The organism is Micrococcus sp. LASM2_SD2 (assembly GCF_057364565.1).
Genome location: NZ_JBNFOB010000450.1, coordinates 1 through 746 on the forward strand (window position 1 = coordinate 1; position 746 = coordinate 746).

A 746-nucleotide genomic window follows, 5' to 3' on the forward strand; every position below is an offset into this window, starting at 1 on the left:
CCAGGCCGCCCGGGCCGTGCGGCAGGAGCGCAGCCGCGCCGCCGAGCTCGCCGCGGAGCAGCTGGCGGTCCGACTCGTGGTGCCGCTCGGGCTCTGCCACCTGCCCGCCTTCGTCTGCCTCGGTGTGCTGCCCCTGCTGCTGACCATGCTGCGCGGCCCGGCGTGATCCCCGGGGACGGTCCTCCCGTCCTCCACAGCGGACCGACACGCCGTCCCTGTCCACGGCACGCGGAACCGGCCGGGCGGGCAGGGCCCCGGATCGCGAAGCCTGGAGGCATCGGGCATCCGGCCCGTGCGGACCGCGTCAGAGGCGGCCCGCCACACCGATGGAGGGACACACCGTGAACCACACCGACCAGACCACCGAGAACACCCGCGCCGTCGCAGCGGCCTCCGAGGCGGCGGCCGAGGCCGTCCAGCTCGCCGCCGTGCAGACGCTCGGCGCCCGCCGCGCCGCCTCCTGGACCGCGAAGCTCCAGGACGATGCCGGCGCCACCACTGCTGAATACGCAATCTTGACTTTGGCTGCCGTGGGCTTCGCCGGTGTGCTGGCCGTCGTGCTCTCCAGCGGCGACGTGCAGGGCCTGCTCGCCGACCTCGTGGGCGAGGCGCTGAACCGTGGCTGACACCCACACCGATCCGCTCCGGGCCGGGCGGGAGAGCACCGCCCGGCCCGGGGTCGGGCCGGTCCTCAGCGCACCCGGCAGGCGTGCCCTCCCGCGCGCCCACGGCCGTCTCCTCTCCGG

1 protein-coding gene is annotated in these 746 nt (G+C 75.9%); it reads left to right on the plus strand.

Annotation, left to right across the window (positions count from 1 at the left end):
* The first annotated feature begins 341 nt into the window (after window positions 1-341).
* On the plus strand, window positions 342-626 hold the full coding sequence (locus AC2W7A_RS13050; protein ID WP_485991697.1) for a DUF4244 domain-containing protein: 285 nt from the start codon (window positions 342-344) through the stop codon (window positions 624-626).
* Window positions 627-746 lie beyond the last annotated feature (120 nt).